Here is a 21,668-nt window from a genome sequence, read left to right as displayed (position 1 = left end):
GGCTATAGTGCGCGCACGGGGTTCGCGTTCGATTATCCAGGGGTTGTTGTGACGATGTCGCGGTGGAAGGTGATTCCCGTAATGATCGGCCTGGTGGCCAGCATGGGCAGCCGCGCGCAGGAGGCGCCGACCAGCCCGCCGTTCGCCGTGCCCGATGCACAGAGCCATCGTGGTGTCATCGACGACACCTGGATCATCGCGCCCAAGCGATTGGCCGATGCGACCCTCGCGGCCGTGAAGAACTATGCGGACGAGGGAGATATCGCCGCCGGCGTTTCATTGCGCTATCACATCGACAAGGCCGACTGGATCATCGCCGACGTATTCATCTACCCGGCGGGTGAAGGTGATGACGCCACGATGCTGCGCCGGGCCACCGAGGACTTTCGCGAGTCGGTGGCCTATGCCGAGCGCCAGCAGATCTATCGGAACGTGTGGTGGGGCGACGAGGCCGCGTATACGGCACGCCTCTCGGGGGGCAAGAAACTGGAAGGTCGTTTCCTGCCCATCGTGTTCGATGCGCAGCAGGACATGCTCACCTCACGCACCTACCTCTTCTATCGGAAGATGTACTTCGTGAAGATCCGCCTCACCACGACGGTCGACGCCGTGGATTCCCTGGTGGACAGCGCGGATCGTTTCATCGGCAGCCTGCTGGGCGGCGTGGACATCGTCAGCGTGGGCACCTGCGGAAAGCGGATGGATGTGGTTTCCCTGGCGCCCGGGCAGACGGCTCCGCCCGATGTCCAGGATGGCGTCAGCGCGGATGGCTTCCGCGTGGCGATCAGGGGGGATCACAAGGGAACGCCGGCCTATGCCGGCCAGATGGCGAAAGCCATGACCCTGGCGGCCAAGCGACAGCTAGCCACCGGTTGCACGACGCTGGATTACAACCCGCCCTTACAGGACGACACGAAGGCAGTGCTGCACCTGGCCTTCGGTCCCGACGATTGGGGCGCCTCCGCGAAGCCATAGCAGGCGAAGAACGGCCGGGGCGCGTCCCACGCCCCGGCCGTTGCCGTTCACCGGCCAGTACAGGGCTCAAGTCCTTGAGCCAGCCGTTCCGACCTGCGGCGACCCATGCATGATGGGGTAGTTCGCCTGCCCGGCACATGGAAGTTTTCTGAAAATTTCCACCAATTTGCCGTACACATCCTATCGCCGCACCCGGACAGCGCCCCCGTCACTTCGACAGGTGCGGCGCGAGCAAGGGCATGTCGGCGGGCCCCAGGCGATCCGAGGCCGTCCTCAGCTGGTGCCAGTAGGGATACAGCACCGGCGGAGCGCTCGCCTCGTCCAGGCGCCCACGCTCCTCGACGGTGAGCGTGAGATCGGCGGCGGCGAGATTGTCCTTGAACTGCGCCTCGGTGCGTCCACCGATCACCAGGGAGGTCACCGCCGGCCGCTCCAGCAACCAGGCGAGCGCCACCTGCGCTCCGGACACACCACGCGCTTCCGCGATAGACACCAGCACGTCGACAATGCGCCACAGACGCTCCTCGTCGCGGACCGGTGGCTCGGTCCAGCCGGCCAGCTGGCGCGTTCCTTCCGGTGCCTTCGCATCGCGGCGATGCTTGCCGGAGAGTAGTCCACCCGCGAGTGGACTCCACACGAGCACGCCCAGACCCTGGTCGATCGAGATCGGCAACAGTTCGTACTCGGCCTCGCGTGCCTCGAGCGTGTAATGGATCTGCTGGCTGACGAAACGCTGGCGATGCTCACGCTCGCTGACACCCAGCGCCTTCATCAGGTGCCACGCGGAGTAGTTCGAGCAGCCCAGATAGCGCACCTTGCCCTGGCGGACGAGCGTATCGAGCGCCTCGAGCGTTTCCTCCAATGGCGTCAGCCCATCCCACTGGTGCACCTGATACAGGTCGATCACGTCGGTGCGCAGGCGCTTCAGGCTGGCCTCCGCCTCGCGAATCAGGTGGTAGCGTGAAAGGCCCGCGTTGTTGGGGCCGTCCCCCATGGGGAAACGTGCCTTGGTCGCGATCAGAACGTCCTTCGGGCGCTTGCCTCCGAGCACCTCGCCGATGATTTCCTCGGAACGACCGTCGGAGTACACATCGGCGGTGTCGATCAGGTTGACGCCGGCGTCGATGCACAGGTCGATCAGACGACGAGCCTCCTCGACGCCGGTGTTGCCGACCGAGGCGAACTTGCCCTGTCCGCCGAACGTCATCGTGCCCATCGTGATGGTGGAGACCTTGAGGCCGGAGCGGCCGAGCAGTCGATACTTCATGGGGGAGTCCTGTGGGAAGGGAACCGATCCACGGTAGCCTCGGGCTCATTCATCTGTAAAATGGAAAATTCTGATTGAATTAAGCATTGTCTAAACTTAATCGTATGGACCTCAAGCAACTGGAGTATTTCGTGGCGGTGGCCGAAGAGCGCCACTTCACACGCGCGGCCCAGCGCCTCAACGTCGTCCAGTCCGGTTTGTCGCAAACCATCCGCGCCCTGGAGGACGAACTGGGCGGGCCGCTGTTCGTCCGCACCACGCGCAGCGTCGCCCTGACCGCCGCAGGCGGCGTACTGCTCGAGGAAGCGCACCGGGTGCTCGATGCCGCGCGCGCCGCGCGGCTGGCGGTGACCCAGGTGCACGGTCTTGCACGTGGCCGCCTGCGCATCGGCGCCATCCAGAGCCTCGCTCCGTTCATCGACCTGCCGATGACGCTCGGCCGCTTCCGTGACGCCTTCGGTGGCATCGATATCGAACTGCGTTTCGACGGCTCGGCTGACCTGCTCGACGAGGTTCGCGAAGGACGCCTGGATATCGCCTTCACCCAGCCACCCGCCATGCCGGTGGCCGAGGTGACCACGAAGCTCCTGGTCTGCGAAGGTCTCGTGGCGGTTTGCCCACCGAAGCATCGTCTCGCGGGCGCGCACGATGTCACCCTCGCCGACCTCGCGCGCGAGAGCCATGTCGACCTGCGCGCCGATTGGGGCATGCGCCAGTTGATCGACGCCTCGTTCGCCAAGGCGGGCCTCGACCGGCGCATCGGTTTCGAGGTGAACGACATGGGCATGCTGCTCGAACTCGCCGCCCAGGGCCTTGGCATCGCCTTGGTACCCGAATCCATCGCGAAGAATCGTCGCGACGACCGCCATGCGCGGCCTGTCGCCTGCGCCGACATCGTCGAGGACGAGGAGCCGTGCTGGGAGATCGTCGTCGGCTACCGCGCACGCGGCGATGAAGCGCCCAGCGTTGTCGTGCAGGCGTTCCTGGATGTACTGGTGCGGCAGGCTGGCGTGCTTTAGCGAAGCCTGCCGCGACTCATGCTCCCTGCGGGGCTGCGGCACCCTGTCGCCACGCACGCAAACCGACGGCGGCGAGGACGACGAACCCCGCGTAGAGGACGGCCGTGATCGGCAGGGATTTATAGGCGTACTCGCCCACGTAGATCACGTCCACGGCGATCCACAACCACCATGCCGCCGCGTGGCGCCGTGCCTGCCACCATTGGGCGACAAGGCTGAACGCGGTAAGCGCGGCGTCGAGCCAGGGCAGCGAGGCGTCGGTATAGCGATGCATCGCATAACCCAACGCCAATGCCGACGCCGCACCGACGGTCAGGTGCATCATCGCGCTGCGGGTTTCCAGCGCGGCCACGCGAACATGCCCGCTGCCGTCGAGGTTGCGCAGCCAGCGATGCCAGCCATACAGGATCAGCACGGCGAAGATCGCCTGCAGGATGGTGTCGGAATAGAGTTTCGCGTCGACGAAGATCCATGCATACGCGACCACCGATACCAATCCCACCGGCCAGCACCAGGGACTGCGCCGCGCGGTCAGCCATACGCCCGCCGCGCTGACCAGCGCGGCGAACAGTTCGAAGAGGGACAGCTCAAAGTTCATAGGTCATCGACAGGCGGGCCAGCCGGGGCATGCCGGGGAAGAGATAGCTGTCGCCTCCCGAGGTGCCGGTGTCGCGCCAGTAGAAGTGGTTGAACACGTTGTCGACGTTGAGCCGCAGCGTCGTCGCATGGCCGCGGATGCTCGTGGTGAAGCGGAGCCCCGCGTCGAACACGTGGTAGGCGGGCACGCGGGTGGCGCCATCCGGCTTGGCGACGTTGGTGCCCGCGTAGCGCCAGCCACCGAGGACCGCGAGTCCCGGTGCGAACGGGAGGCTGTAGTCGGCGTAAACGGCCGTGCGCCAGCGCGGCACGTTCACCACCTGGTGATCCTCGTAGGCAGGTGTGCCCGTATTCTCGGCGCGGGCTCGGATGATGTTCGCGCTGGCGGTCAGGCGCAGGTTGTCGGTGATGCGGCCGGCCGCGTTGAGTTCCAGGCCGGTGTGCACTTCCTGGCCCTGCTGCACGAAGGTGAAACCTTCCGCCGTATCGTCGGGACGCGCGAACTGGTACGACTGGCGAATGCGGTAGATGGCCGCCTGCAGGTCGAGCGCATCGTTGACCGCGTACTTCACGCCGGCCTCGACCTGGCGTGAATGCAACGGCGCGAGGGTCGTGCCGCCGTTCGACGTCCAATAGGGCGCCTCGCGGCCGAGCGACAGGCCTTCGCCATAACTGATGTAGGTCGTGAGTGGCGCGTTCGGCTGCCAGAGGACCGCCGCCTGTGGCAACGTCTTGGTCATCCGCGTCGTGCGTTCGAGCGCGCCAGCATCGTCGTACGCACGCTCGTTCAGGCGGACGAAGCGCGCACCCGCGAGCACCTGCCATGCCTCGTTGAGATGAACCCGATCGATAGCGAACAACGTGCGCTGCCAGCTGGTCAGGCGCCGCGCGGAAGGGCCGGGCTGGTTCGGCGACGGGTCGAAGGCGGGCACGACCGGGTCGTCGATGTTGGCGGTACCCACGTAGTCGTACACATAGGGACGCTGGTCGACCGTGCGGCGAAACGCCGAGGCTCCGAGGTTGACTTCATGATCCAGCGCGCCGGTCGCGAACGTGCCGGTGAGCACGCCGCGAAGCTCGTCGTTCTGGCGCGTGTCGTCCGGGCTGCGATAGTCGTAGACGTCGTAATCGCCGTTGGGTGCGAAGAAGTACCCCGGCGTGGCGCCCGAAGCGCAGGAGGCAGCGTAGAAGCAACCATAGGCGAAGGCGACGTTGTCATCGATCACGGTATGGCTATGACCCGCCGAAACCTGCGCGTTCCAGTTCTCGTCGAAGCGATAGTTGAAGCGCAGCGTGGTGTTGCTCGAATGGATGCCGACCGGACGCTGCCACGACTGGTAGCCGAGCAGCTCCGTGCGGCTGGGATGCGCGGGAATAACCGTGCCGCCCAGCAACTGATAGCCGGAGGCGGAACGCTGTCCGCTGGTCTGGTAATCGGTATCCAGCAGCACCGTGGCCTTGTCCGTGATCTTCCAGTCGGCGGCGATCGAGACGAAGCTGCGACGGCCATCGGCATGTTCGATGTAGGAATGCGTCTTCTCGTTCGCCGCGTTCACGCGAACGCCGAACGATGGCGAGAACCAAGCACCCAGGTCCAGCGCTTCGTAGTTGGACCCGTGCGAATCGGTACCGACGGTGACCGTATGAACGTCCGCAGGGCGCTTGCTCACGTAGTTGACCAGTCCGCCCGGCTCGACCACGCCGGCCTCGAGCCCACCCAGGCCCTTTAACACCTCGACGCGGTCCTTGCCTTCGAGCGCGAGCAGTTGCTCCGCGGACATGATCATGCCGTTGAAGCGGAAACCGGTGGCGAGATCCAGCGGGAAGCCGCGGATGGAGACATCCTGGTAGTAGCCTGCCGGCGCGTAGTTGTCGTTGATCGCGGCGTCGCCACGCACCAGCTCGCTCAGCGAACGCGGCTGGCGGTCGTCGATCTGCGCCCGGGTGATGACGGTGATCGCCGCCGGCGTATCGTGCAACGGCGCACTGCCGAAGCTGCCAAAGGTATCGAGTTGGGAGTCGGCGGCGCGGTATCCACTGGCGGTGGTCGCATGGACGTCCACGGAGGGCAGCGTGCGCGCCTGCTGCGGTTGCGAGGCGGCATCGTCCGTGGCGTGTGCCACGGTGACAAGGGAAAACAGGGCCAGGGCGAGCGGGGTACGGGTGGGGGTCATCGTCGTCTTCGGGGTTCACGGACGAAGCGACGGCGAACCAGGTCACCCCGTAGGGATTCCGTGGCTCTGCAAGCTCCCTACGCCGGTATTAACCGGGTCAGGTTCCAAGGGACTCTCTCAGCCCGGCATTCGCCGGGCACCCCCGCTTCTAGAACGCCTATTGAACCACGAAACGTCAGGCGATGCCGCGAATGGCCGCGAGCAGGGCCTGCCCGTGTGCGCCGGTGAACCAGGCGGCGTGCCCGCGCAGGAAGGTGTGGTAAGCCACGTCGGCGTGGTCGCGGCGGTGGGTGATCCCTTCGAAATACTCCACCTCGGACAGGGCGAAATCCAGATGAACGATGGGCAGAAGGTTCGCCAGCACCTGGAGCTGGGCCACGTCGAGAGGCCTGACGGAACGGTATCCCTCGACGATGGCCAGTGCGAGGTCGGGACGGGCGATATCTCCCCGCTCGATGTCGAGCCAGGCGATCGCGTTGCGCTCGATGGCGGTGGCGAGGTCGAACAAGGCGAAGGTCACGGCCGACAAGCCAAAATCCAGCACGTCGGTGATGCCCGCATCGTCGCCCGCCGCGCTCCAGCAAAGATTGGAAACGTGCCAGTCGCCGTGGGTCCAGAGAGGTGGCTGCGTCCGCAGGGCGTCTGCCACCTCGGCGTGCCACGGCGCGATCGCCACGCCGATCTCTCCCTGCCAGTCGCGCTCCCCGAGATAAGCAGCCAGGGCGGATCGTCCCGGCAGCTGCGATGCGATCGTCGCGAGCGGGTCCGGCGAGGCGAGGATCTCCGCCCGCGCGACGAGGATATGCGTGTCGCGCTGCGGCGCGTGGAAGCCCTCCGCGACGGAGTGCAAGCGCGCAAGCATGGCGCCAGCGGCGCGGGCGTGGCGCACGCCACCGATCGGCGACCACGAGAACGCGTCGCGATAGGCATCCACGCCGCGCGCGGGCTCATGCAACTCGAAGACCCAATCATCCACGGTGAACACGGACGCACCCGATCCGTCCCGGAGAATGCGCGGCACCGGGATGCCGCGCGCCCGCAGGAAATCGGCGAACCGGTGCTCCTCGGTCAACGTATGCGCGTCGCGCACGCTCCGGTGATGGCGCTTCACGAACACCCGACCCGACGATGTCGTCGCCAGCGCGGCCGCGGAGAGCGGTCGCGGGCTACGCCAATCGACGGAGACCAGCGAGCCGAGCGCCGCTATCCGCGCGACGGCGGCCGTCACTTCGTCTTCCGTCAGTGGCGGCCAATCCGGCTCCAGGTGGTCGCCCGCGAGCCCATGGGCCAAGTGTGCGTCGTCGATCATCGACACAGTGTAGCGATGTCTCAGCGGCGCAACCCGCGAATCATTCCTTCGGCCGTCCACGCGCCAAGGCAGCCGCCGGCGATGCGCGTGGTGCGTTCCTGGTCATGTGTACGGCCGAGGTATTCGCACAGTTCGCCGAAGCTGGCCCCGGTGAGGGCCAGATCGAGGCATGCCGATTCGTCCGCCGTCATGCTGGCGAACTGGGGCGAAAGGCCGTTGCGCCACACGCGCGCACCCACGCCCTGCTCCACGGCGACGGGCGCCGGAGGGGATATGCCGTCGGCGATCGCGCGCCAGATGGCGACGGCGTTGCTTCGCATGAGGCGGAAGCGCAGGGTCGGCACGAAGTCGATCTCCACGCGATCCCAATCGTCGGCGGCAAGATCGGCCACTCCGATGGTCTCGGCGTCCGGACCCGAGAACGCGCGCCGCAGGTGCCAGTCCAGCCACGCAAGCTCGGCGACTTCGTCATCCGCGGGATAGGCCTGTTCGAGAAACGGCACGAACGATTCGCCGTACGCGTCCAGTGTCCATGACGAAGGCACATGCCGTTCGACATAGCGCGACGCCACCGCATCGAAGACGTCGTCGCCCAGCCAGAGCGCGGTCTTCTCGTAAGAGTCGCGCAGGCATGCCACGAGCTGGCTACGGTAGTTGTTGGCATGGACCGCCATGCCGCGGGGATCGACACCCTCGGGAACGGTGCCCGTGAAAAGCGCGGACGCGAAGGCGCGTTGGCGGTCGCGCAGGTTCATGCGGCGCGCTGGCGAGCGGTATCGGCAAGCGCGCGCGCGTGAGCGACTTCCGCCAGCAGTTCGGAGAGGGGCGGGATGCCGTCGTCACGCTCGATCATCACGGCGACGTCGCCGAGCCGTTCGATGAAACGCGTGTACAACGCCCATACCGGGTCGGGTACCGGTGCGTCATGCGTGTCCACGAGCATGTCGCGTCCCTGGCTGTGGCCAGCGAGGTGTACTTGGCGCACGCGATCCAGCGGAAGACGTTCGAGCCAATCGTCCGGATCGAAACCGTGATTTGTCGCGCTGACGTAGATGTTGTTCACGTCCAGAAGCAGGAAGCAACCGGTACGATCGCAGAGTTCGTGGAGGAAGGTCGCCTCGCCCATGGCCGTCTCGGGAAAATCGAGATAGGTCGATGGATTCTCGAGTACCAAGGCGCGTCCTAACGCATCTTGCGCGGCATGGACGTTATCAGCGACCAGGTCGAGCGCTTCGCCGGTATAGGGCAGTGGAAGCAGGTCGTGCGAGTTGTGGCCGTCGACGCCCGTCCAGCACAAATGGTCGGAGATCCATAGCGGTTCGACACGCTCCGCCAGTCGACGCAGGCGACGCAGATAATGGCTATCGACGCCGTCGGACGAACCGATGTTCATCGACACGCCATGCAGGGCGACAGGATAGCTTTCGCGAACGCGCATCAGCACGTCGAGCGGCTTGCCACCGTCGACCATGAAGTTTTCCGATATTACCTCGAGAAAATCGACCGGCTGCGGCGCCTCGAGGAAATCGGTGTAGTGCGGAATGCGCAAGCCGAGTCCGAATCCATGGAACGGGATCGGCGATGGGTGGGACATGACACGCTCCGCGAACGAGATACCCGGCCGCCGGAGCGGCCGGGCGATGATTCCAGGAACCTTACTTGGCCGGCGGCGTGGTGCTGCCGCCCTGCGCCGTGCACTCCTGCACGGACACGGCCTTGAAGCCCTGGCCCTTGCAATCGTTCTGGCCCTTGCATTCATGGTTGCCCGACTTGCAGTCGGACGTGCCTTTGCAGCTGTTGATGCCGTAGCAATGCACCGTCTTGCCGGCGGCCTGTTCGGCGGCATGGGCCGGCGCCGAGATCGCGGCGGCCGATACGGCGAAGATGGCGGCGGCAGCGGCGATGCTGTGGGTGGCGGTATGCATGGTCGTTCTCCGTACGGAAAGGAATGCCGGGATGGCATGGACGAATTCGCCGCACCGGCACATCCGGTTACAGCTGGATACGCTTTTTTTCAGTGGATGCCAAGGGCACGGTCGACAGAAAGACGACCACCGCCACGGGCGACCAGATACAACTGGATCGCCGCCCAGGATAAATGGGTCGGCCAGGCGTCCGGATAGACGAATACTTCGATCACCGTGGTCATCCCCAGGAGGACGAACGCGGAAAGACGAGTGGCCAGGCCCAGCACGAGCAGGATCGGCACGAAGGTCTCGATGCCCGCCGACAGGTGCGCCGCGATCTCGGGCGGAATCAGCGGAATCTTGTACTCGCTGCGGAACAACTCGTACGTACCCTCGGTGATGGTGAGCAAGCCTTCCACCTTCGTGCGACCCGACTGGAAGAAGACCGCCGCGATGGATAGCCTCGCGACGAGCGCGAGGATGTCGTGTCCGACCCATCGTTCGACGCGATCGGCAAGTGCGTTCCAGCGCGTGCGCAGGGATCGGCGCGCGGTGACGGTGATGGTGGTCGAAGCCATGGCAAGTCCTCAGGAATGGGCGAAGGCGCCGGACCGCAACAGCCCGGAAAAAGTGAGTTCGATGGACACGTCCGGATGCGCCGTGGCGACAGCGGCGGCAGCCTCGCCCAGCGTGGCGTCCCGCCGGAACGCCTCCAGCAGCGCGAGTTCGGCGGGTGAGGCGGGAAGCACGCTGACATCGCCGGCCACGCGCACGACGATCGCGCATTCGGGTCGCCAGGCCAGCGCGCCATCGACCGCGACACCCTCCCTGCTCGGCTGCCAGATCGACAGCACGGGGAAAGGCGACGCCAGCCATCGCGTCGCTGGATGGACACGCAGGCGCATGGTCTCCAGCGCGGATGGCGCCTGTCCCACGAGATGGTCGACGTCGAACGGCTCCGCGTCGGCGGCATCGAGGCTTTCGTTCCAGAGCCGGTCCAGGCGAGCCACGTCTCCCAGATAAGGCAACGCCGCCGCTGGTTCGAACGATTCGAGGAAGCCGGGAAAGCCTTCTCCATAACGAGCAAGCCGCACATCGCTCGGCGGTGAACGCGTGGCGTGGATCGCTGCCGCGGCCCGAAACCAGTCGCGTCCGACCAGGCACAGCACGGAGGGGAAATTCGCCTCCAGCGCATCGAGACAGGCACGCATCACTGTATTGCGATACACGGCGAAAGAACGCTGGTTGGCTGGAGCGAACGTGGACGCTTCGTCATGGAGCGCTTCCACGAAGGCTGTCTGGAAATCCGCCAGGGTGCTCATGCCGCCTGCCCCTGCGCCGCGAGCATCGTTCCCGCCCGCGCACATTCCTGGAGCAATACATCGAACGACGGCAGATTGCCGTCGCGCTCGATCAAGGTCGGACGTGGTCCGCCTCGCGACAGCACATGACGGTAGAGTTCCCAAACGGGCTCGTCCACCGGCGCATCATGCGAATCGATCAACAGGTTCGCGGGTGAGTCCTCGTCCACGCCGTGCCCGGCGAGATGTATCTCGGTGACGGCGTGCAGCGGGAAGGCTTGCAGGTAGGCAAGGGCATCGATGCCGATGTTGTTCGCACTGACATGCACATTGTTGATATCGAGCAGCAATCCACAGCCCGTCCGGCGGACGAGTTCGGCCAGGAAATCGGTCTCGCTCCAGTCGTGGCCATCGAGCACGAGGTAGTGGGCCGGGTTCTCGATCGAGATGCCGCACCCCAGCGCGTCCTGGCTGCGCAGGATGTTCGCGGCGATGCATGCCAGCGCCTCCCGGGAGCGGGGGAAAGGCAGCAGGTCGGGCATGTAGCATCCGCCCCACGCCGACCAGGCCAGATGCTCCGAGACGAGCACGGGCCTGACGCGATCCACGAGTCGTCGCAACCGGCGCAGATGACCGGTGTCGGGCGGCGCCGCCGCCGCGAGCGAAAGCGACACCCCGTGCAACGACAGCGGGTGACGGTCCGCCACGGCATCCAGCATCGCCAGATGCGGCCCGCCGTCGCCCATGTAGTTCTCGGGGTGGACCTCGAACCACAACCCCGGGGAGACGCAGCGTAGGGCCTCATCGAGGTGCTGCGGCTTGAAGCCGAGGCCGGCGGCGAGCGGCGGACGCATGTCGGGTCAGCCCACCTTGGTCAGCGAACCCATGCCGTGAGGTGTCTTGATCGACGTGCACGTGCCGGCGGGGACGTTTTTCCAGGCGTTTTTCTGGTAGTCGGCCTTCGCCGTGCCCGCGCAGGTCGTACCCCGGCCGGCGGCGCAGTCGTTCTGCCCCGCCTTGGCGACGCCCCAGCATTTCTCGACGGCGGGTTTCCGGGCATCCTGGCTCCCATCGGCATGGGCGACACCGGCGACGAGGGCGGCAAGGGTGAGGGCAAGCGAGGCGGCGTGACGGTTCATGCGATGCTCCTTCGATAACGGACACGATGTCCGGGTCGAGGGGAAGTTCGCGTCCGATGCTCGAAGGGTTACAACGAATTTTTTTCCTTAGCTGTAACCGAAGTGCGCCTGACCGCGAATGACGTGACATGCACACCCGCGCGTCGCCCTGGTCCCCAGCCTTCCCGGCACCCTCCCGGCGCCGCGTCCCCTTCCGTCGAGGCTCTTGCAATGTCCTACCGAACGCGACTGAATCCCTGTCGATGGAACACCGGGAGATGATCGCCAGTCCCGCCGAAAGGCAAGACGGGAGAGGCATGCCAGCGGCCGAGGCCGAATTGCGCGCAAGCTTCATCGCCGGCCTGGCTGGCGACGCGGCACGCTATCGCCAGTTCCTCGACGGCCTGTCCGGGCACCTGCGCGCCTACCTGCGCCGCCGTCTTCCCCGCGCCCTGGCGGACGTCGAGGACATCCTGCAGGAGACCTTGCTCGCCGTGCACAATGCACGGCACACGTATCGCACGGAGCAGCCATTGACCGCCTGGGTCCACGCGATCGCCCGTTACAAGCTGATGGACTTCTTTCGGGCCCATTCGCGACGCGAAGCCTTGCACGAGCCCTTCGATGACGACGGCGGCCTGTTCATCGCCTCGGATGTCGAACCTGCCGACGCGCAGCGCGATGTCGGGGTCCTGCTCGAGGCCCTGCCCGACCGCCACCGCCTGCCCATCGTGCTGGTGAAGCTGCAAGGCCTCTCGGTTTCAGAAGCGGCACAGCGCTGCGGCATGTCCGAGTCGGCGGTGAAGGTGGGGGTCCATCGTGGCCTGAAGGCATTGGCTGCGCGCATCCGGAGCCGGTCATGAAAACCGACGACCTCGTCACCTTGCTGGCCAGCCGGGCCCCCGCCGTCGACCGCCGGGAACCCGCCCGGCGTTTCGCGCTTGCCTGGGTAGCCGGGCTGGGAGGCGCACTGCTCCTGATGATCCTTCTGCTCGGGGTCCGCCCCGATATCGGCGAAGCCGTTCGGGTACCGACATTCTGGTTCCGGCTGGCCTATGCGAGCGCCATCGCCGTGGCGGCGCTATGGGTCACATCACGACTCGCCCGGCCGGGTGTCCGCGTGGGAGGGGCCTGGGCGGTGCTCGCCACGCCGGTCGCGCTGGGCTGGGTCGCGATGGCCTGGGTACTCGCCCATGCCGCTCCCGGCACACATCTGCCCCTGATCCTCGGCCATACATGGCGGGTATGCCCCATCCTGATCGCGGCCCTGGCGATGCCGGCCTTCGTCGCCATGCTCTGGGCCGTGCGCGGCATGGCACCGGTACGGCCCCGGCTGGCCGGGGCGGCCGTCGGCCTGTTGGCGGGCGCCACGGGAACGGTCGCGTATTGCCTGCATTGCCCGGAAATGGCGCCACCGTTCTGGTCCACCTGGTACCTTCTGGGCATGCTCATCCCCGCCGCCCTGGGTACCCTGGCAGGGCCTAGGGCGCTACGCTGGTAGCCCTCAATCGGGGCCCTTAATCGGCAAATTGTCCGAAACGGGCTCCAGTCGATGGCGGGCAGGCCGCTATAGCTTCAAACTAGTCGTGCCGTCGCGAAACCGGGCCAGCCCGTTTCCTACGCCACGGCACCCAGCGGCCAGTGGATGAAGTGCCTCGTCATCGCCTGGCCAGACCCGGTCCGGACGAGTGAGGCGAGGGGCATAACGTGGGCGGAACAAACAGGGACCCGTTTGCCTGGGGGCGATATGTCGCCGTCGCAGGAGCCTATGCGGCGTGTTACGAGCTGACGCGGTATTTTTCGTTTTCGCATTGGATGTTGCCGGCTGGCCTTCGCCTGGCTTGCCTGCTGCTGGTTCCGCGTCGTTTCTGGCCGGCGCTCGCGATCGGCGAGGCGCTACCGATCGCCGAGATGGCGGTACTGCACGCCTCGGCCTTCGGCGTGTACTTCGCCATCGTCGCCTCGATTCCGCCCATTCTGTTTTGCATGCCCGCCATTGCCTGGCTGCTTACGCGCACGACACTCCTGCGCGCCGATGGGCAGATAAACATGGGCATGATCATGGGTGCGGCACTGGTTTGCGCGGCCGCCACGGCGGCGAGCAATTCGGCTGCCCTCGCATCGGTGGTGATGGGAGACGGGTCGGCGACGCCACCCGTGACAGCTTCGCTTTTCCTCGCCTGGATACTGGGTGCCTACCTCGGCGCTCTCACACTCACGCCGACCATCATGGCGCTACGCGAACGCCTGGCACGACAACCGGCCAATGTCGTCACGTGGCGTGCCGTATGGCATAGCGCCCTCACCCGCGATGCGCTGTTTTTTGTCGTGCCGGGACTCGCGCTGTTGATGGGCGTTGCCTCCCAGCTAAGCGACGGCCCCCTCCAGTGTGCGCGCATCGCCATGGCCATTCCCGTGCTTGGAATGACCTGGCGGCATGGATGGCACGGCACCGCCATCGGCGGCATGCTGGCGAGCATCGCGATGGCGTCGACCGCGTTCGAGCTTCAAGATCCCGCGATGATCCAGGCGCAGGTGGTACTTTCCTTCGTCATTTCCACATCGCTGTTGCTGGGAGTGAAAGTGGCACGCCGTATCGCGGCGACACTCGTCTCGCGGGCACGCGAAGCATCGGCCACCCCCCATCACCGGTAAGGGAGGAGCCGAAGCGGCCCCTCCCTACGCTTGAAGCGCCGCTTTCACGGATTGCGGCTGGCACATTCCGGGGGTGTCTTGCAGTCGCTTCCGACCATCATCATCTGCGTCGTACCGTCGACCTGGGGCGCCACGAACAACTTCACCGCGCCGTCGTCGTATACGGTCTCACCCGTCGTGCTCGCCGGCACCGGCAGTGGCTCGTCCGGCGTGGCAAGGCGAGTGGCATCCACGCCGATCGGCAAGCCAATCAGGCTATACGCCGTGCGCGCGAACGCACCGCGCACCGTGCCATTGGCGTCGTTGACCTGGATGTAGTGGGTACCGCCACGCTGGAACACGTACACGTGGTAATTCGGGCTGCTGCTGACGTCGGTGGCATTCGGCCAAGCCTGGCCCAACCCCGAGAGGGAGGTTTGTGCCTGGACCGCGCCCGTGCCGAGAGCGACGGAGAGGGTGATGAGTGAAGCTAGCAACGAACGGGCATGGATGCGCATGGTCGTGGTCCTCGTGGCTGGTAGGCAAGTCTGCGTCTGGGATGGCGCAGATCCTGCGACTCGACCATGGCGAATCCATGGCCGATCAGTCCACTTTCCCCCATCGATCAGGGCGCCGACCGGGCGTCTGCCGAATTCGCGCATACCTCGAACGTTCCTGAATAGCCGGGGCAGCCATTCGTTCAGGACCGGAGTCAGGTCGACTCGACGCCCTTCCGCTGCCTGCGAGAAAGCCAGGTCCAGCGAAACATCAGGGCCGCCGCACCCACGTTGACGATGGCCTCGCCCGGCCAGATGTCGCCGTAGACGAAACCACCGTAGTGGCTGAGCGCCGCGATCATGCCCAGGGAATTGACGGTGCCACCGCAAGCGACCAGGGCACAGTTGATCCGCACCGCACGAGACATCGAACGCTCGGTAAGCAACCAGAATCCGCACAGCGACATGATCGCGCTGCAGCAAAGGTTGACGATCATCAGGTCGAGATTCATTTGCCTTCCCCTCCCGCGATGCGATCGATGACACGGTTCGCCAGCGATTCCCCGCGGTTGTCGATCAGCCGCTGTGCGATCACGGCAAGCTTGAGTCCGAAACAACCGACCAGGAACGACACGCCCGCCTGGATCTCCGCCGGGGAGTCGGGCATGAATCGCCGTTCGAGCGCCGGGGCGAGGAAGATCGCCATCAACGCGCCGCAAACCACCTGGACCAGGGCTCGACGGCGAGACTCCTCGTTGCTGAGCGCCACGGGAAGGATCGCCCCACCCACGGCGGCGAGAAGTAACCAGAAACGGGTAAGCAAGACGGGGTCCATGACGTTCTCCTAGGGCGAGGTGGAAGGACCGGACAGGTTGCCGGTCCAGGTCGTGGCGTTCTTCATCGAAATGGAAAGGGAAACCTGCTTCGTACCCGGCGTCGCGACGAGGTCTCCCGGGTACAGGCGAGTGCAGAAGTCACCGCCGTTCGTCGACGGCTTGAAGCGGTAGCGCGTCGCGGCCCCCTCCGTGACAAGGAGGCTGGCGGCGATACGGCAGTTGTAGGGCTCGTCGAAGTGCAGGTTCACACCGGCCGCGTCGAACTGTGCATCCACGGCCACCACGCTCTTCGTGCTCGAAGTGAGCACGCCGCGCCACGTGCCGTTGATGGGTACGGATTGTTGCGCCGACGCCACCGTTGCCGAGAACGAGACAAGCGACAGCGTAGCCAGAAGAGCAAACCGACTTGAACGATTCATGCGATACCTCCAATCACGGATGGAAGAAAAAAGCGGCGGCGACGGCCGCCGATACGACAACGAAGACGACAGCGGCCAGGACGGCCATGCCACCGCGGCGGTCGGCGCAGGGCGCGACGACGGCCAACAGGGCCGCTTCCCACGGCGCGGGTACGTACAGGCGGGTCAGGCGTTTCACGATCCGTTCTCCGCCATGACCACCGAGGGAAGATCGACGACCTGTCCATCGACCTCGACGCATGGCTGCCACGCATCGGCCGAACGGTAGGAAATGCGAACATGGTGCATGCCGGCCCGAGAAAGCCAACGGAACCGGCGTTTGCCTATCTCGATGACAAGCCGGGGTTTCGATAACCCGCGCTCGTGCCGAAACAGGAACCGGCCCTCGAACTCGATCGACATCACCGCGATATGCGGCCTGCGGCTGTCGCGGAACATCCGCAGCGGAATGACCACTGGCTCCAGCACGGCATCCGCCTCCGGCGAAACAGGAACCCACGCATGCAGCGCATGCGTCTCGTCGTCACGACGCAATGCCTGGCGGCGCGCCTCCAGCGATTCGGCGGCGGCGCATACGGCCTCGCGCAAGCCGTAAAGCAAGGTATCGAATCCGCAACTGGCCATGGGCGTCTCCTAAGGTTCCTGTAGCCAGCCCGGCTTGCGTGGAAAGCCGACGTGATAGCAAAGCCATTGCAGAACCACCTGGTGCTCGCCGATCTGCAGGATGGTGAAGCTCTTCTCGATGCCGAGGATGGAACCTCGCGGTGATTCGGTGAGACAACGATTCAACAGCGCACGCGCGTCCTCGACCTGCGCTTCCGAACGCATCTGGTTCGGGTTGTCGCTGCCGACGACCACGCGCTTGATGAACTTCACATCGGTGAGATCGAACATCGGTGGGACTCCGGGAAATCGCGGCGCCGACCAGGGCGCCGCGAAGGGTGACGTGCTGCAGGCAACGCGCTTACTTCGCCGTGGTGCCACCGTCGGTGACGGCCACCGCCGGACCGATCTTGCGAGGGGCGCAAGCGGTCTGCAGGATGTCCATCACGCGGGCCAGGCCTTCGGGCATGCCCTTGTCCTCGGCGTGGACGGCGACGTGGTACTTCGCCGAGTTGTCCGACGTGCGCGTGTTTTCCTTGTGCGTGGCAACGGAACCGGCCACGTGGACCTTGGCCGAGAAGATGCCCCAACCGATCGACATATCGGCCGCGAACTCGGCCTTCTTGTCTTCGGATTCCTTCTGGCTGAAGGACGACTTCACTTCCATGTCGAACGTGATGTCGACGTTGGTGATGCTGAGGTTGGGCACCTTCACGATCGCCAGCAGCGGCACTTCGAGTTCGACTTCCTCCTCGAAGATGCCGGTACCCGTCGGGTTGTCGACCGGCCGCTTGAACTTGAACGATGCCGTGCGCGTGGCGCCGACACCGGTGGGGTCGTTGGCGGCGGCGGGCGGCAGGAAGCCGATCACCTTGATGAAGTCGGCTGTGGCCTGGGCAAGCTTCACTTGTGCTTCGCAAGCCGCGCTCAGCGGGGCCCCGATGAGGTCCCCCATCGGCAGGCCCTTGAACTGGCTGGACATGTTGACGAGTTCGTCAGCCATGGCGTTACTCCTTTACGAGTTGGCATGACGCGGCACGCCGGATGCGCGCCACGGTTCGTGACGGACGACCGCTTCAGTCGCCGGGCTTGAACGTCTGGAAGACCCCCTGGGTCTGCGCGAGATGATTCATCAGTCGTGCCGCGCCATCGGTGGGCTCGCTGCCCTCCACGCGCAGTACGACGTGGACGGCGCCGGCCTTGCGATCGCTCGCACCCACGGCCGTATCCACGCGCACGTAAGGTTTGGGTGGCCTCGGCCTCACTCGCCAACCGCGCGTTTCAGCTGACGCGCCGGGCGTGTCGGCCGGAGGCGCCGCGTCTTCGATCAGGCTGCCCAGGTCCGCGTCGAAGCGGATCTCCACATCCTTGATGCGCAACACGTTGGTGGACACCAGGGGAAGGATCGGTGCGCGATACAGGTCTTCGTCGCCCTCGCCCGCGCCTGGCTGCAGCGACGGCATGCGGATGACGACGCTCTTGGGCCGGTTGTCTTCGTCGAAGTAGTCGCTCAGGTGCGACATCTGGTGTTGCTCGATGCGATCCTGGGCGTCGATGACCGCGCCGGCGAGTGCTTCGATAAGATCGTTGAGGGATGTCTGCGTGGCCATGCGTCACACACTCCCCGCCGTCGGCGGTGTCAGGTCGGGAAAGGAAGCGACGCGGTTCAGCCAGCCCTTGAGGAACTTGCCCAGCGCCGGACGTTTCTGCACGAGCGCGCGGTAGTAATCCGCCCTGCCCTGCTTGAAGCGCGCATAGACCGCATAGGCGTCGACTGCATCGAGCGCGGCGAGGGTGCCTGCCCCGATCGCGCCGTCCACGACCAGCGGTGGGCGGGCGCCGAGGTCGTTGAGCACGCGCTGCAGGAGCTTCGCCGACTGCGAACCGGCGTTCACCTGGAAATCGAACACGATCTCGGCCAGCGGTTGCAGGGCGATCCTGTCGCCGCGGATCGCATCCCAGTAAAGCGCCTTGTAGATCACGCCGGCTTGCTGGTCGGTCAGGGCGCGCAGCGCGTCCAGCGAGGGCGCGATGCCGAGCAGGCGCTGCGCGCACTGGCTGAAGGTGGCGATCGTGATGCCCTTGTTCGTGGCACCGCCGGGGTCGGCCGGATCGTTGACATAACCGCCCTCGTGCTTGAGCAGGGTCGGCAGGAAGCTATTGAAGTCGGCCATCGGCGTGTTCTCCGGTTCGACGCGGCATGGCGTCGGCGGGGACCACTATCGGTTTGGCGCGGCACGCCGGACATCGGGAAAACGCTGATTCAAGGCCTTCAAAAAGACTGATTCCGCGCCTGCGAAAAATCAGCATCCGCCCGATGCCGCCATCGCCGGCGACGACGGCAGGCTGTCGTGCCGGCACGAGCCGGTGCCAACGAGACATGCCATGAGCGATAAACTGATCGACGTCTACATGGGCTTCATGGACGAGGAAGTGAACACCGTCCTGAATGGGTTGCTGGAGGTCGAATTGCGCCAGGAGGCGGGCAAGCGGCGTCCGATCGTGCTGATCGAACGCGGCCTCGTCGATCCACGGGGCCCACTGCTGGAATGGCCGCTGGAACGTTACGCGGCACCCATACGGCGCATCGCACACGCGCACATGGGTGCGGAAGACACGAACCCCCACGCCGAACCGGATGCGCGCGTCGAGAGCATCCTCGCCCGCGCCATCTCGGTGTTCCTGGCCAGCGACGAGGAGGGCGAGGCACGACTGCGCGAGGCGAACCGTCGCGTCATCCGCATGATCGACGTGCATGAACTGCAGTCGCTACGCAGCAAGGCGAAGCTGAAGGTACCCCTGGATGGCGCCGGGCCGCAGCTCTCGGTGGTGCGGTTCGAACTGGGCGAAGCGTCGTCGGAAGAGCCGCCCATCGTGGTGTTCCGCGCGCCCGAGATGGGCTTGCAGCCGAGCCTCATGGCTCCCTACATCATCTTCCTCCTGAAGATGATCTCCGCTCTTTCGAGCGAACTGGCCCATCGTGCCGGCGATACGCATGAATGGCCCCTGCGCGTGAGCTGCTTCGGCGCCCAGGGCGGTGCCTCCGCCAGCGGCCGGCCGGGCTCGATCTCTCCCATCTGCGCCAGCCTCTACGTCGGCCTCGAGTACGCCGATGGCCAAGCGTCTCCGTCCATCGCCTTGTGCTCGCAGGGCGGCGTGTACCACTTCGCTGCAAGAGCGGGACTGAACCTTCCACCCATGCCCGCGGACGACACGCTCGCCCAATGGTTCGTCGACCATCACGCTCATCTGGTCATCGACCGGGTCGACGTCGACGAGCGTTACCGGCGCAAGGAGGAGGCGGGGCTGACGCGCGGCGTCGCGCTCGACAGCGCCATCGCCGAGCTGGTGGCCCGGTACGCGGGGGACAAGATAAAGCCGGAGGTGAGCGGCACCTCGTCCTGGTTCATCGGCGAGGACCAGAAGAGGGCCTTCGCCGCGGCAGGCGTTACCGGCTGCAACATGGAAGACTACTGGGTGTTGCGTGCGCTGCGCGACATCGTGCTGAAGCGAGGCCTCGTGGAACCGGGTGAGCGTGGCATGGAACCCGTCCTGGCCCGTGGTTTCGTCACCCGGGTGAACGCCGACCCGTTACTGATCGAACCCGCCGTAGTCGAGGCCTTCCAGCACGATCTGCGCGAGAAGCGGCTTACCCGCAAGGACTATGTCGACCTCCTGCGCTGGGGCCTGCTCGGCCTGCCGCTGGAGGGTGACGGCGATCGCGGCATGCCTGCCGTGGCCGAGTGGCGATTCGTCTCGGACAAAGTGTTCGACGAGCCCGGACGCAGAACCTTCGCACGGCACCTCTACGGCTTCCTGGTCCAGGGCCGCGGCGAGATCGTGGTACCCGATCCGTTCTTCATCGAGATCGCGACCGATCTGCTCAAGGATTGCGCACGCCTACCCGCCAGCAAGTCCGACGTCTTCGTCGAAGCGCCCGCGCAGGAACACCTGGAAGACATCGGCCGGGCCGCCCGGCACGCGCTCGTGGCATGGCGCGGCGCGGGCCAGGCGCCGGCTGAAACCGTGACGCTGGCATTGCGCCAATTCATCGATACCCTGGCCGATCGTGCCGGGCTCGGCCTGGGTACCGACGAAGTGAAGATCTGGCTGCGTCCGGGCAAATGGAAGGGCGTACGTCAGGGCACGCTGCAGGATGCGCGAAACGAGGTCTTCGGCCATGCGGCCGTCGATCGCGCCTTCTACAAGGCCTCCAACCTGGTCGCCTTGCGCGAGAACACGCCGCACGCCTTGCGCAAATGATCCATCGGGCCGTCGCCTGCGCGGGCGGCGGCCCTCATGGATCGAGCGTGGTCAGTCCTTCGCGGATCGCATAACGGGTCAGTTGTGCGATGCCGTGGAGGCCGAGCTTCGCCATGATGTGCTCGCGATGTGTCCCCACCGTCTTCACACTCACGTGCAGGCGCTCCGCGATCTCCCGCGTGGCGTAGCCTTCCGCGAAGAGTTGGGTGATCTCGCGCTCGCGCGCACTCAGCACGACCGGTTCACCCAGCGCCGGTCCGCCACGACCCCTGCCCTTGCCGACAAGCAGGTGCGCGATGTCGGGGCTAACGAAATAGCGCGAGTGCAACACCGTCTCTATCGCCTCGTGCAGGACCTCGATGCCGCTCCGCTTCAGCACGTAGCCATGCGCACCCGCGTCGAAGGCGGCACGCACCCAGCGTGAATCCTCATACGCCGACAGGCAGAGCATGCGCGTTTCCGGACAGCGGGGAGCGATCCGGCGCGCCGCCTCGAGGCCACTCAAGCCATGCATGGCGCAGTCGAAGATCAGCAAGTCCGGCGGATTACGCAAGGCGAGGCGTACGCAGTCCCTACCGTCACCCACGCTTCCGACGATGTGGAACCGCCCATCGGCGGCAAGCAAGGCCGCGACGCCCTGGCGAAAGAGCGCCTGCTCGTCAGCCAGTACAAGCGTGACGCGGGTCACAACGAGGGTCCGTGGTGGCGTGGGGAGGCGTGTGACAGAATGCGGCCGGCGTGGCGACCGT

Annotated in this window: 28 protein-coding genes and 1 riboswitch; of the genes, 6 read left to right on the top strand and 22 right to left on the bottom strand. The window is 65.7% G+C overall.

Features of this window, described 5'->3' with window-relative positions; genetic code table 11:
• Nucleotides 1-81: 81 nt before the first annotated feature.
• Nucleotides 82-975 (top strand): hypothetical protein, encoded by an 894-nt coding sequence (locus ACN9M2_RS02150; RefSeq protein WP_426286542.1) that lies wholly within the window; start codon nucleotides 82-84, stop codon nucleotides 973-975.
• Nucleotides 976-1,183: 208 nt separating this feature from the next.
• Here the strand turns inward: ACN9M2_RS02150 and ACN9M2_RS02145 are convergent, their stop codons facing one another.
• Entirely contained in the window at nucleotides 1,184-2,242 is a 1,059-nt protein-coding gene (locus ACN9M2_RS02145) for an aldo/keto reductase (protein ID WP_426286541.1), read from the bottom strand.
• Nucleotides 2,243-2,346: 104 nt separating this feature from the next.
• Between ACN9M2_RS02145 and ACN9M2_RS02140 the strand changes: the two genes are divergently transcribed.
• Complete coding sequence (locus ACN9M2_RS02140; protein WP_426286540.1) at nucleotides 2,347-3,261, top strand: LysR family transcriptional regulator; 915 nt, start codon at nucleotides 2,347-2,349, stop codon at nucleotides 3,259-3,261.
• A gap of 16 nt (nucleotides 3,262-3,277) precedes the next feature.
• On the opposite strand, the gene pnuC is transcribed toward ACN9M2_RS02140, so the two are convergent.
• The 10 genes from pnuC to ACN9M2_RS02090 all read right to left on the bottom strand — a co-directional run bounded on the left by pnuC (nucleotide 3,278) and on the right by ACN9M2_RS02090 (nucleotide 11,688).
• Nucleotides 3,278-3,859, bottom strand: a complete 582-nt coding sequence (gene pnuC, locus ACN9M2_RS02135) for a nicotinamide riboside transporter PnuC (RefSeq protein ID WP_426286539.1) — start codon at nucleotides 3,857-3,859, stop codon at nucleotides 3,278-3,280.
• Entirely contained in the window at nucleotides 3,849-6,032 is a 2,184-nt protein-coding gene (locus tag ACN9M2_RS02130; RefSeq protein ID WP_426286538.1) for a TonB-dependent siderophore receptor, read from the bottom strand. Before ACN9M2_RS02130 ends, pnuC begins: the two co-directional genes overlap by 11 nt.
• 57 nt (nucleotides 6,033-6,089) lie before the next feature.
• A riboswitch (TPP riboswitch) is annotated at nucleotides 6,090-6,186 on the bottom strand.
• Nucleotides 6,187-6,207: 21 nt separating this feature from the next.
• Complete coding sequence (locus ACN9M2_RS02125; protein ID WP_426286537.1) at nucleotides 6,208-7,323, bottom strand: phosphotransferase enzyme family protein; 1,116 nt, start codon at nucleotides 7,321-7,323, stop codon at nucleotides 6,208-6,210.
• Nucleotides 7,324-7,361: 38 nt separating this feature from the next.
• Nucleotides 7,362-8,096 (bottom strand): putative DNA-binding domain-containing protein, encoded by a 735-nt coding sequence (locus ACN9M2_RS02120; protein ID WP_426286536.1) that lies wholly within the window; start codon nucleotides 8,094-8,096, stop codon nucleotides 7,362-7,364.
• The gene (locus tag ACN9M2_RS02115) at nucleotides 8,093-8,935 is read right to left on the bottom strand and encodes a DUF692 domain-containing protein (protein ID WP_426286535.1); all 843 of its coding nucleotides are present in this window, start codon (nucleotides 8,933-8,935) and stop codon (nucleotides 8,093-8,095) included. Before ACN9M2_RS02115 ends, ACN9M2_RS02120 begins: the two co-directional genes overlap by 4 nt.
• A gap of 61 nt (nucleotides 8,936-8,996) precedes the next feature.
• Nucleotides 8,997-9,266 (bottom strand): hypothetical protein, encoded by a 270-nt coding sequence (locus ACN9M2_RS02110; protein ID WP_306851094.1) that lies wholly within the window; start codon nucleotides 9,264-9,266, stop codon nucleotides 8,997-8,999.
• 89 nt (nucleotides 9,267-9,355) lie between these two features.
• A complete protein-coding gene (locus ACN9M2_RS02105) occupies nucleotides 9,356-9,826 on the bottom strand; it encodes a DoxX family protein (RefSeq protein ID WP_426286534.1) in 471 nt (156 codons plus the stop codon).
• Nucleotides 9,827-9,835: 9 nt separating this feature from the next.
• Nucleotides 9,836-10,570 carry a putative DNA-binding domain-containing protein gene (locus tag ACN9M2_RS02100; protein ID WP_426286533.1) on the bottom strand — a complete coding sequence of 245 codons (735 nt, stop codon included), beginning with the start codon at nucleotides 10,568-10,570 and terminating at the stop codon, nucleotides 9,836-9,838.
• Complete coding sequence (locus ACN9M2_RS02095; protein ID WP_426286532.1) at nucleotides 10,567-11,403, bottom strand: DUF692 domain-containing protein; 837 nt, start codon at nucleotides 11,401-11,403, stop codon at nucleotides 10,567-10,569. Before ACN9M2_RS02095 ends, ACN9M2_RS02100 begins: the two co-directional genes overlap by 4 nt.
• 6 nt (nucleotides 11,404-11,409) lie before the next feature.
• A complete protein-coding gene (locus tag ACN9M2_RS02090; RefSeq protein ID WP_426286531.1) occupies nucleotides 11,410-11,688 on the bottom strand; it encodes a DUF2282 domain-containing protein in 279 nt (92 codons plus the stop codon).
• 296 nt (nucleotides 11,689-11,984) lie between these two features.
• Between ACN9M2_RS02090 and ACN9M2_RS02085 the strand changes: the two genes are divergently transcribed.
• The 3 genes from ACN9M2_RS02085 to ACN9M2_RS02075 all read left to right on the top strand — a co-directional run bounded on the left by ACN9M2_RS02085 (nucleotide 11,985) and on the right by ACN9M2_RS02075 (nucleotide 14,322).
• A complete protein-coding gene (locus ACN9M2_RS02085; RefSeq protein WP_426286530.1) occupies nucleotides 11,985-12,530 on the top strand; it encodes a sigma-70 family RNA polymerase sigma factor in 546 nt (181 codons plus the stop codon).
• Nucleotides 12,527-13,168, top strand: a complete 642-nt coding sequence (locus ACN9M2_RS02080) for an NrsF family protein (RefSeq protein ID WP_426286529.1) — start codon at nucleotides 12,527-12,529, stop codon at nucleotides 13,166-13,168. The genes ACN9M2_RS02085 and ACN9M2_RS02080 overlap by 4 nt, the downstream gene beginning before the upstream one ends.
• A 314-nt stretch (nucleotides 13,169-13,482) precedes the next feature.
• Nucleotides 13,483-14,322 carry an MASE1 domain-containing protein gene (locus ACN9M2_RS02075; RefSeq protein WP_426286528.1) on the top strand — a complete coding sequence of 280 codons (840 nt, stop codon included), beginning with the start codon at nucleotides 13,483-13,485 and terminating at the stop codon, nucleotides 14,320-14,322.
• A gap of 44 nt (nucleotides 14,323-14,366) precedes the next feature.
• Here the strand turns inward: ACN9M2_RS02075 and ACN9M2_RS02070 are convergent, their stop codons facing one another.
• From ACN9M2_RS02070 to ACN9M2_RS02025, 10 genes are all read right to left on the bottom strand, one after another.
• Nucleotides 14,367-14,819, bottom strand: a complete 453-nt coding sequence (locus ACN9M2_RS02070; RefSeq protein ID WP_426286527.1) for a hypothetical protein — start codon at nucleotides 14,817-14,819, stop codon at nucleotides 14,367-14,369.
• Between the two features lie 194 nt (nucleotides 14,820-15,013).
• Nucleotides 15,014-15,310, bottom strand: coding sequence for a hypothetical protein (locus tag ACN9M2_RS02065; RefSeq protein WP_426286526.1), 297 nt, complete (start codon nucleotides 15,308-15,310; stop codon nucleotides 15,014-15,016).
• On the bottom strand, nucleotides 15,307-15,633 hold the full coding sequence (locus tag ACN9M2_RS02060; protein WP_371023750.1) for a hypothetical protein: 327 nt from the start codon (nucleotides 15,631-15,633) through the stop codon (nucleotides 15,307-15,309). The genes ACN9M2_RS02065 and ACN9M2_RS02060 overlap by 4 nt, the downstream gene beginning before the upstream one ends.
• 9 nt (nucleotides 15,634-15,642) lie before the next feature.
• On the bottom strand, nucleotides 15,643-16,053 hold the full coding sequence (locus ACN9M2_RS02055; protein ID WP_426286525.1) for a hypothetical protein: 411 nt from the start codon (nucleotides 16,051-16,053) through the stop codon (nucleotides 15,643-15,645).
• A gap of 13 nt (nucleotides 16,054-16,066) precedes the next feature.
• A complete protein-coding gene (locus ACN9M2_RS02050) occupies nucleotides 16,067-16,231 on the bottom strand; it encodes a hypothetical protein (protein WP_426286524.1) in 165 nt (54 codons plus the stop codon).
• Entirely contained in the window at nucleotides 16,228-16,677 is a 450-nt protein-coding gene (locus tag ACN9M2_RS02045; RefSeq protein WP_426286523.1) for a hypothetical protein, read from the bottom strand. The genes ACN9M2_RS02050 and ACN9M2_RS02045 overlap by 4 nt, the downstream gene beginning before the upstream one ends.
• 9 nt (nucleotides 16,678-16,686) lie before the next feature.
• On the bottom strand, nucleotides 16,687-16,947 hold the full coding sequence (locus ACN9M2_RS02040; RefSeq protein ID WP_426286522.1) for a hypothetical protein: 261 nt from the start codon (nucleotides 16,945-16,947) through the stop codon (nucleotides 16,687-16,689).
• A gap of 70 nt (nucleotides 16,948-17,017) precedes the next feature.
• Entirely contained in the window at nucleotides 17,018-17,659 is a 642-nt protein-coding gene (locus ACN9M2_RS02035; RefSeq protein ID WP_426286521.1) for a DUF2589 domain-containing protein, read from the bottom strand.
• Between the two features lie 73 nt (nucleotides 17,660-17,732).
• Nucleotides 17,733-18,266, bottom strand: coding sequence for a DUF2589 domain-containing protein (locus tag ACN9M2_RS02030; protein WP_426286520.1), 534 nt, complete (start codon nucleotides 18,264-18,266; stop codon nucleotides 17,733-17,735).
• 3 nt (nucleotides 18,267-18,269) lie between these two features.
• Nucleotides 18,270-18,830, bottom strand: coding sequence for a glycoside hydrolase family 108 protein (locus tag ACN9M2_RS02025; RefSeq protein ID WP_426286519.1), 561 nt, complete (start codon nucleotides 18,828-18,830; stop codon nucleotides 18,270-18,272).
• 211 nt (nucleotides 18,831-19,041) lie between these two features.
• Here ACN9M2_RS02025 and ACN9M2_RS02020 point away from each other — a divergent pair, with 211 nt between their 5' ends.
• On the top strand, nucleotides 19,042-20,919 hold the full coding sequence (locus tag ACN9M2_RS02020) for a hypothetical protein (protein WP_426286518.1): 1,878 nt from the start codon (nucleotides 19,042-19,044) through the stop codon (nucleotides 20,917-20,919).
• A gap of 34 nt (nucleotides 20,920-20,953) precedes the next feature.
• Here ACN9M2_RS02020 and ACN9M2_RS02015 read toward each other — a convergent pair whose 3' ends face one another.
• Nucleotides 20,954-21,607 carry a response regulator gene (locus tag ACN9M2_RS02015; RefSeq protein WP_426286517.1) on the bottom strand — a complete coding sequence of 218 codons (654 nt, stop codon included), beginning with the start codon at nucleotides 21,605-21,607 and terminating at the stop codon, nucleotides 20,954-20,956.
• Nucleotides 21,608-21,668 lie beyond the last annotated feature (61 nt).

The organism is Luteibacter sp. E-22, assembly GCF_049913125.1.
Taxonomy (GTDB): domain Bacteria; phylum Pseudomonadota; class Gammaproteobacteria; order Xanthomonadales; family Rhodanobacteraceae; genus Luteibacter.
Note: the sequence above shows the minus strand (reverse complement) of the source record. Positions and strands in the feature narration are given on the sequence as shown.

Excerpts from the sequence above, each read along its gene's own strand:
- ACN9M2_RS02150 (WP_426286542.1), top strand. The coding sequence starts at position 82 with ATGATCGGCCTGGTGGCCAGCATGGGCAGCCGCGCGCAGGAGGCGCCG.
- ACN9M2_RS02030 (WP_426286520.1), bottom strand. The coding sequence starts at position 18,266 with ATGGCCACGCAGACATCCCTCAACGATCTTATCGAAGCACTCGCCGGC.
- pnuC (WP_426286539.1), bottom strand. The coding sequence starts at position 3,859 with ATGAACTTTGAGCTGTCCCTCTTCGAACTGTTCGCCGCGCTGGTCAGC.
- ACN9M2_RS02035 (WP_426286521.1), bottom strand. The coding sequence starts at position 17,659 with ATGGCTGACGAACTCGTCAACATGTCCAGCCAGTTCAAGGGCCTGCCG.
- ACN9M2_RS02095 (WP_426286532.1), bottom strand. The coding sequence starts at position 11,403 with ATGCGTCCGCCGCTCGCCGCCGGCCTCGGCTTCAAGCCGCAGCACCTC.
- ACN9M2_RS02115 (WP_426286535.1), bottom strand. The coding sequence starts at position 8,935 with ATGTCCCACCCATCGCCGATCCCGTTCCATGGATTCGGACTCGGCTTG.
- ACN9M2_RS02090 (WP_426286531.1), bottom strand. The coding sequence starts at position 11,688 with ATGAACCGTCACGCCGCCTCGCTTGCCCTCACCCTTGCCGCCCTCGTC.
- ACN9M2_RS02100 (WP_426286533.1), bottom strand. The coding sequence starts at position 10,570 with ATGAGCACCCTGGCGGATTTCCAGACAGCCTTCGTGGAAGCGCTCCAT.
- ACN9M2_RS02045 (WP_426286523.1), bottom strand. The coding sequence starts at position 16,677 with ATGGCCAGTTGCGGATTCGATACCTTGCTTTACGGCTTGCGCGAGGCC.
- ACN9M2_RS02075 (WP_426286528.1), top strand. The coding sequence starts at position 13,483 with ATGTTGCCGGCTGGCCTTCGCCTGGCTTGCCTGCTGCTGGTTCCGCGT.
- ACN9M2_RS02025 (WP_426286519.1), bottom strand. The coding sequence starts at position 18,830 with ATGGCCGACTTCAATAGCTTCCTGCCGACCCTGCTCAAGCACGAGGGC.
- ACN9M2_RS02140 (WP_426286540.1), top strand. The coding sequence starts at position 2,347 with ATGGACCTCAAGCAACTGGAGTATTTCGTGGCGGTGGCCGAAGAGCGC.
- ACN9M2_RS02085 (WP_426286530.1), top strand. The coding sequence starts at position 11,985 with ATGCCAGCGGCCGAGGCCGAATTGCGCGCAAGCTTCATCGCCGGCCTG.
- ACN9M2_RS02105 (WP_426286534.1), bottom strand. The coding sequence starts at position 9,826 with ATGGCTTCGACCACCATCACCGTCACCGCGCGCCGATCCCTGCGCACG.
- ACN9M2_RS02040 (WP_426286522.1), bottom strand. The coding sequence starts at position 16,947 with ATGTTCGATCTCACCGATGTGAAGTTCATCAAGCGCGTGGTCGTCGGC.
- ACN9M2_RS02080 (WP_426286529.1), top strand. The coding sequence starts at position 12,527 with ATGAAAACCGACGACCTCGTCACCTTGCTGGCCAGCCGGGCCCCCGCC.
- ACN9M2_RS02055 (WP_426286525.1), bottom strand. The coding sequence starts at position 16,053 with ATGAATCGTTCAAGTCGGTTTGCTCTTCTGGCTACGCTGTCGCTTGTC.
- ACN9M2_RS02130 (WP_426286538.1), bottom strand. The coding sequence starts at position 6,032 with ATGACCCCCACCCGTACCCCGCTCGCCCTGGCCCTGTTTTCCCTTGTC.
- ACN9M2_RS02120 (WP_426286536.1), bottom strand. The coding sequence starts at position 8,096 with ATGAACCTGCGCGACCGCCAACGCGCCTTCGCGTCCGCGCTTTTCACG.
- ACN9M2_RS02070 (WP_426286527.1), bottom strand. The coding sequence starts at position 14,819 with ATGCGCATCCATGCCCGTTCGTTGCTAGCTTCACTCATCACCCTCTCC.
- ACN9M2_RS02065 (WP_426286526.1), bottom strand. The coding sequence starts at position 15,310 with ATGAATCTCGACCTGATGATCGTCAACCTTTGCTGCAGCGCGATCATG.
- ACN9M2_RS02060 (WP_371023750.1), bottom strand. The coding sequence starts at position 15,633 with ATGGACCCCGTCTTGCTTACCCGTTTCTGGTTACTTCTCGCCGCCGTG.
- ACN9M2_RS02020 (WP_426286518.1), top strand. The coding sequence starts at position 19,042 with ATGAGCGATAAACTGATCGACGTCTACATGGGCTTCATGGACGAGGAA.
- ACN9M2_RS02145 (WP_426286541.1), bottom strand. The coding sequence starts at position 2,242 with ATGAAGTATCGACTGCTCGGCCGCTCCGGCCTCAAGGTCTCCACCATC.
- ACN9M2_RS02110 (WP_306851094.1), bottom strand. The coding sequence starts at position 9,266 with ATGCATACCGCCACCCACAGCATCGCCGCTGCCGCCGCCATCTTCGCC.